This window comes from Acinetobacter sp. WC-141, assembly GCF_000313935.1.
Lineage (GTDB): Bacteria > Pseudomonadota > Gammaproteobacteria > Pseudomonadales > Moraxellaceae > Acinetobacter.
On sequence record NZ_AMSS01000087.1, the window covers coordinates 38,833 to 45,502 of the forward strand.

Sequence of the window (6,670 nt, forward strand, 5' to 3'; positions counted from 1 at the left end):
CCCAACTCCTTATATTTGCTCTTCAAATAGTTTTCTATAACGGCGACATTGTTCAGCAGTCAAAGCAAAAATACCTGAACCACCTTTTTGGAAAGTGAGCCAGTTGAAATCAATCGTATTAAAGTTCTGACGCATTGACCATTCAGAATTACCGACTTCAATGACAATAAGGCCATCTTCAGTTAAGTAATCTGCCGCTTGTGCAAGCATTTTGCGAACTAAGTCTAAACCATCTTGGCCTGCTGCCAGTGCAAGTTCAGGCTCATGCAAAAACTCTTCTGGTAAGTCAGCCATATCTTCAGCATCAACGTACGGTGGATTACTTACAATTAAATCGTACTGGTTTTCAGCTGGAATCTTGGCAAACAAGTCAGACTCAAGTAATGCAACTTGATATTGCTTATTGTGATGTTCTGTATTAATTGAAGCAACTTCTAAAGCTTCTTTAGAAATATCAGTTGCATCTATTTCAGCGTCTGGATATGCATAAGCCAAAGCAATTGCAATACATCCAGAACCTGTACACATATCTAAGATACGTTGTGGCGTTTTAGGTTTTGTATTTTCTGGCAAATTATTGAGAGCTTCGCGCATTTGACCATTTTCATCTAAACAATATGGTGCAAAACGTTGCTCAATTAATTCTGCAATTGGTGAACGAGGAATGAGTACGCGCTCATCTACATAGAATGGCTTATTAAAGAAATAAGCAAGGTTTAATAGGTAAGATGTTGGAATACGGTCATTGATACGACGCTCCAATAAACTTAAGAATTCTGCTTTCTCACTTGGTAAAAGTTTAGCATCTAGAATTTCTGCGTCTGCTGACCATTCAAGAGATAAGGTTTGTAAAACTAATGCAGAGCTTTCTGCAAAATAATCTTCAGTACCTTGTCCTAAATGTGCATCATGTTGACGTAATGCTGATACCCCAAAACGAATAAAATCTCGAATTGTTGATAAATTTTCAGCCGCTTCCTGTAAATTTTCAGGGCTAATCGTCGGTCGCTCCACTTAGGCGTCTCCAAAGGCAAATTTTGCAAAGTGACTATTCTACTGAGTGAGGTACAGCAAAGCAACGCTTTGCCTTGTGAACAGGAGTTTTACAGGTCTATCTCTAACAATCACACATTAAAATCAGAATACTTTGTTTTAATTAAGAAATAATGAACTTTATAAGTAGCGTTAGATGTAGTCTTTGAAACAAAAAAAGCGGCCTTTAAATACTGACCGCTTTTCGAATTTAGGCGGCTTAAAGCTTAAGCTTTTCGGCAACGTAGTCAGAATCTTTATCTCCACGCCCCGACAGATTTACCACAATCATGGTTTCTTTGGCTAATTGCGGAGCTTCACGAATTGCCCATGCGACAGCATGTGAGCTTTCAAGCGCAGGAACAATGCCTTCAACACGAGAAAGTGTCATAAAAGCATCTAAACATTCTTGATCAGTTGCAGTGCTATATTCAACACGCCCTAAATCTTTTAAAAAACTGTGTTGTGGTCCAACACCTGGGTAGTCTAATCCTGAAGCAATAGAATGCACGGGTAAAGGTTCACCAGCTTCATTTTCAAGCACATAACATGCCATACCATGAATTTGACTTGGCTTGCCTAAAGTTAGCGTTGCTGAATGCATATTGGTGTTTAAACCATGTCCAGCTGGCTCAACGCCTACTAGTTTTACATCTGAGTCATTTAAAAATGCAGTAAATGCACCTATTGCATTTGAACCACCGCCGACACATGCCACAACATAATCAGGGCTTTTCCCAAAACGCTGATGCGTTTGTGCTTTAATTTCATTGCCAATAATCGATTGAAAATCACGAACCATTTTAGGAAATGGATGCGGGCCTACGACAGAACCAATGGCATATATAAAGTTTTTTGGATCTTTTAAATATTCTTCAAATGCACTATCTACAGCATCTTTTAACGTGGCTGTACCACGTGTTACTGCAACCAAATCAGCACCCAAAATTTTCATTTTGACCACATTTGGATGTTCTTTTTCAATATCTACTTGACCCATGTGAATTTCACAGGGAATGCCTACTAATGCACAAGCGGTTGCCAAAGCAACGCCATGCTGACCAGCACCTGTTTCAGCAATAACTTTCTTTTTGCCCATATATTTAGCAAGTAAAGCTTCGCCTAAGCAGTGATTGATTTTGTGAGCACCTGTGTGGTTCAAGTCTTCACGCTTTAAATAAATTTGTGCACCACCTAACTGTTCAGAAAGACGTTTCGCGTGAAATAAAGGGCTTGGGCGGCCTACATAATTTGAAAAGAGGTCTGATAGTTCATCTTGAAATTCAGATGTATGGCGAATTTCTTCATAGGCAACATTAATTTCATCCATTGCTTCTTTTAAATGTGGAGGAATAAACTGTCCGCCATATTCACCAAAAAATCCTTGTTCATTCGGCAAAGCAATACCATTAATTTGATGTTGCATATCATCCCTCTTTTTAAAATTATTAAAGTTATTAAGCTTATCGAGAAAGGTAACGCGTTAAATCCTCAATGCCTTTTAGTGTCATTGGATACATATGATTTTCAAAAATCTCTTTGATCCAACCAATGGTTTGAGTGTAATGCCAATACCCTTCTGTTTCAGGGTTTAGCCACGCTGTTTTATCAAAATGTTGACGTAGGCGACGTAACCAAACCTCACCTGTTTCATCATTCATATATTCAACCGAGCCACCCACCGATTTCAACTCATACGGTGCCATACTGGCATCACCGACTACAATTACACGATAGTCGCGTCCATAGGTGTGAAATAGATCCCATGTATTCATACGCGTGGCTGTACGGCGATGGTTATCTTTCCAAACATAGTCATAGAGACAATTATGGAAATAGAAGTACTCAAGTGTTTTAAACTCAGTTTTAGCGGCACTAAAGAGTTTTTCGCATTGGGCAATGTGAGCATCCATCGAACCGCCTACATCGAACAACATCAGCACTTTTATTCGGTTTCGACGCTCAGGTACCATTTGAACATCAAGAATACCTTGCTTGGCTGTTTCACGGATTGTACCGTCAACATCCAACTCTTCAGCTGCACCTTGACGGGCAAATTTACGCAAACGGCGCAAAGCAATTTGCATCTGACGAGTACCAAGAACTTGGTCATCATCTAGATTTTGATATTTACGCTGTTCCCAGACTTTAACCGCCGAACGTTTACGCCCTGGTCCACCAATTCTGACACCTTCTGGATGGTCACCAAAAGCTCCAAAAGGTGAAGTACCGCCAGTACCCACCATGCGGTTACCCCCCTGATGCTTTTTATGCTGTTCGCGTAACCGCTCTTCCAGCATTTTCATCAGTTCTTCTAAGGAACCTGCTTTTTGGAGTTCAGCTCGTTGTTCAGGAGTTAAATGCTTTTCTAAAAGTTCTAAATCAAACCAGTCTTTTGGCAACTTATGAACTTGCTTGAGTAACTCGTCCAGATCAAAGGTTTCAATGCCATCAAAATAATCTTTCATGGCACGATCAAACTTGTCAAAAAAGCGTTCATCTTTAACTAAAATAGTTTTAGCAAGTTGATAAAACTCTTCTTGATCAGCAAAAACCAAACCTTCACTTACTGCACGGTTTAAGTCAATGAGTTCACGAGTTGTAACTGGAACACCGTATTTACGTAAGGTGTAAAATAACCGCACAAACATGGGTTATTCCCTCCTTTAACGTCGAGACATGAAAGCCAAACGTTCGAGGAGTTGCACATCCTGCTCGTTTTTGATCAGCGCACCATATAAAGGTGGTATAGCTTTAGATGTATCGCGATTGCGTAATACATCTTCAGGCATATCATCTGCCATGAGCAAGCTTAACCAATCAATTAATTCAGAAGTTGATGGTGGTTTCTTCAAATTAGGAATTTCACGTAGTTTAAAGAAAACCTGTAAAGCTTCGTTGACCAGTGTTGCAGAAATATTCGGGAAATGAACATCGATAATTTCTCGCATGGTCACTTCATCTGGAAACTCAATGTAGTGAAAGAAACAACGACGCAAGAAAGCATCTGGTAACTCTTTTTCATTATTCGAGGTAATAATGACGATTGGGCGTTGTGTTGCCGTAATGGTTTCGCTCGTTTCGTAAACATAGAAAGACATTTTATCGAGTTCATGCAACAAGTCATTTGGAAACTCAATATCGGCTTTGTCAATTTCATCAATTAACAAGACACAACGCTCTTCACTTGTGAAAGCTTCCCACAATTTACCGGGTTTAATATAGTTCTTAATATCGTAAACGCGATCATCACCTAACTGGCTGTCTCGTAAACGAGAAACAGCATCATATTCATACAACCCTTGCTGTGCTTTGGTTGTGGATTTGATATGCCAAGTAATGAGTTTTAAACCCAAACTTTCTGCTACTTGTTCAGCGAGTAAAGTTTTGCCCGTACCAGGTTCACCTTTAACCAGTAAAGGCTTTTGTAAAGCACGAGCTGCTTTTACAGCGAGCTTAAGACTATCAGTCGCGATATATTGATCTGTACCGGTAAAATGTTGGGTATCAGCAGACATGTAAAGACCTTATTTTTCTATTTCAATGGTTAGATGGAACGCATGCTTTTGTTTATTGTATATTTTGACCAACAATAGCCAATAACCAAACCTAGACCAACTACAAACAGAATTAAAGATAAATTTGACCAAATTAGAGGGCTATCTTTGGTTAAAACACCAAATAGTAGTCCAAAAATAGCAGGTGCTACCGATGCATTTGGCCCTTCAGACACTGTTGGTGTAACTAAAATAGCAAATACAACAAGCCAGCTAATTGCACCAAAGGTTGTAGGAAGACGACGCATTAATCGCCACCAACACCATAAAGCAATAATAGCGCCTATTCCATAAGCTGTTAAAGCAATAGCATCTTCAGGAATAACATCCAAAAAAGAGAATAATTGATTCATTATTCCAGTTTGATTTTCACGCACCACGTAAGCCCTCTGGTTCAACCGCATTTGGATTAATTAACCCTTCTGGCGGCATCTGAATAAAGAAACCTTTTGTTTGTAATGAGTCTAAAACATGTAAAACATTAGCACGCGCCAATTTACGTGTTGGAGCTAATTCTAAATGCATGACAAACGTTGCACGACCAAACGCTTGTAAAACAGCTTCAGGAACATTTTCAAACGGATCAGCTTGTTCCGCATCGTCAGGATAGTTTGGACGAGCAATATACATGTACATTTCATCTTTTTTGCTCGATCTATAAATATCACAGTGCATTTCAAATCAACTCTTGAACTAAGGACAGCATACATGAAAAAAAACGACTCACACACGCAGGTTTGTTTACGCATCAGTCGTTTTTTTAATTCTTAGGAAATATTAACCTACAACCTTGATTAAGGTCGATAATAACTTTGTTCCAGACAAAAGTTAGCTTTCCCATAAAACAAATAACTATTTGATTTTAAATAATTAAATAAAATTATTGATTTTGATAAAATAAAAACAATTTTAGAAAAAATAAGAAAACGTTCGTTACTGAATACTTTTTGTGATCTGTTTTTTTACACTTCTACCCTTTAATACCATGAAATTTATCATATTAAAGTTAGGTATTTCGGTAATCCCCCCTAAAAATAAAAGGATCTAAAAGTAGAATTTTCTCTTAAGATACGAGCAGGAGATTCTGCATGAAAACATCTAAATTTACTGACAGTCAGATCATGTCCATCTTGAAACAGGCAGAATCTGGCACACCTGTAGCGACCCTTTGCCGTGAACACGGCATGAGTAATGCTACCTTTTATAAATGGCGTGCCAAATATGGTGGTATGGATACATCATTAATGGCTCGACTGAAAGAGCTAGAAGCCGAAAATACCAGACTTAAAAAGATGTATGCGGAAGAGCGATTAAAGGCCGAAATCATCCAGGAAGCGATGGCAAAAAAGTGGTAAAGCCATCTTGCCGGCGTAAGATGGCACAACAGGCAGTTGCCCAGCATGCCATTAGTATTCGTTTGGCTTGTAAAGCATTTGGCATTAGTGAAACCTGCTACCGCTATCAAGCCAAACTCAGCGATGACAATGCACTCATTGCTGAACAGCTCATTGAACTCACTGAGGAAAATTCCGATTGGGGCTTTGGTTTGTGCTTCTCGTATTTACGGCATGTTGAGAGTTGCTGCTGGAATCACAAGCGGGTTTACCGCATTTACTGTGAGTTGGCACTGAATCTGCGTATTAAACCGAGAAGAAGACTAAAACGGCATGCGCCTGAACCATTGAAAGAACCAATCCGAGAAAATCAGGTTTGGTCATTAGATTTTATGCATGATCAGCTTTCCGATGGTCGCAAGTTTCGATTATTGAATGTGATTGATGATTACCGCCGCGAAGGCCTAGCCATTGAAGCAGGGTTCTCATTGCCCACAATCAGGGTTATTCGTACGTTGAATCAATTGCTGGAGTGGAGAGAAAAACCGTTAGTGATCCGATGCGATAATGGTCCCGAATTTATCAGTCACGAATTTGTGCGCTGGGCTACTGAGCACGGTATTCGTATTGAATATATTCAACCGGGTAAGCCACAGCAGAATGCGTATATTGAACGCTATAATCGGACCATACGTTATAGTTGGCTGAGCAAGCATTTATTTGATACTTTGGATGAAGTACAAGATT

Annotated in this window: 7 protein-coding genes; 1 reads left to right on the forward strand and 6 read right to left on the reverse strand. The window is 39.4% G+C overall.

Annotation, left to right across the window (positions count from 1 at the left end):
* Window positions 1-9: 9 nt before the first annotated feature.
* From prmB to ACINWC141_RS17240, 6 genes are all read right to left on the reverse strand, one after another.
* Window positions 10-1,014 carry a 50S ribosomal protein L3 N(5)-glutamine methyltransferase gene (gene prmB, locus ACINWC141_RS17215; protein ID WP_009393381.1) on the reverse strand — a complete coding sequence of 335 codons (1,005 nt, stop codon included), beginning with the start codon at window positions 1,012-1,014 and terminating at the stop codon, window positions 10-12.
* 238 nt (window positions 1,015-1,252) lie between these two features.
* Entirely contained in the window at window positions 1,253-2,458 is a 1,206-nt protein-coding gene (gene trpB / locus ACINWC141_RS17220) for a tryptophan synthase subunit beta (RefSeq protein ID WP_009393401.1), read from the reverse strand.
* Window positions 2,459-2,495: 37 nt separating this feature from the next.
* Window positions 2,496-3,683 carry a vWA domain-containing protein gene (locus tag ACINWC141_RS17225; RefSeq protein WP_009393405.1) on the reverse strand — a complete coding sequence of 396 codons (1,188 nt, stop codon included), beginning with the start codon at window positions 3,681-3,683 and terminating at the stop codon, window positions 2,496-2,498.
* Between the two features lie 15 nt (window positions 3,684-3,698).
* A complete protein-coding gene (locus ACINWC141_RS17230) occupies window positions 3,699-4,550 on the reverse strand; it encodes an AAA family ATPase (protein ID WP_004642719.1) in 852 nt (283 codons plus the stop codon).
* Between the two features lie 29 nt (window positions 4,551-4,579).
* Complete coding sequence (locus tag ACINWC141_RS17235; RefSeq protein WP_081400208.1) at window positions 4,580-4,966, reverse strand: hypothetical protein; 387 nt, start codon at window positions 4,964-4,966, stop codon at window positions 4,580-4,582.
* Entirely contained in the window at window positions 4,959-5,264 is a 306-nt protein-coding gene (locus ACINWC141_RS17240) for a YcgL domain-containing protein (RefSeq protein ID WP_005304960.1), read from the reverse strand. The genes ACINWC141_RS17235 and ACINWC141_RS17240 overlap by 8 nt, the downstream gene beginning before the upstream one ends.
* Window positions 5,265-5,677: 413 nt before the next feature.
* Here ACINWC141_RS17240 and ACINWC141_RS17250 point away from each other — a divergent pair.
* Window positions 5,678-6,670, forward strand: a protein-coding gene (locus ACINWC141_RS17250) for an IS3 family transposase (RefSeq protein WP_155757871.1) whose coding sequence is annotated in 2 segments (ribosomal slippage) — window positions 5,678-5,930 and window positions 5,930-6,670 — 994 coding nt annotated over the 2 segments. Because the reading frame shifts where the segments join, the coding sequence is not laid out codon by codon here. This gene is flagged as partial in the annotation.

What these genes read in the sequence shown, in the direction of transcription:
- ACINWC141_RS17225 (WP_009393405.1), bottom strand. Translation starts at nt 3,683, where the DNA reads ATGTTTGTGCGGTTATTTTACACCTTACGTAAATACGGTGTTCCAGTT.
- ACINWC141_RS17240 (WP_005304960.1), bottom strand. Translation starts at nt 5,264, where the DNA reads ATGCACTGTGATATTTATAGATCGAGCAAAAAAGATGAAATGTACATG.
- ACINWC141_RS17230 (WP_004642719.1), bottom strand. Translation starts at nt 4,550, where the DNA reads ATGTCTGCTGATACCCAACATTTTACCGGTACAGATCAATATATCGCG.
- trpB (WP_009393401.1), bottom strand. Translation starts at nt 2,458, where the DNA reads ATGCAACATCAAATTAATGGTATTGCTTTGCCGAATGAACAAGGATTT.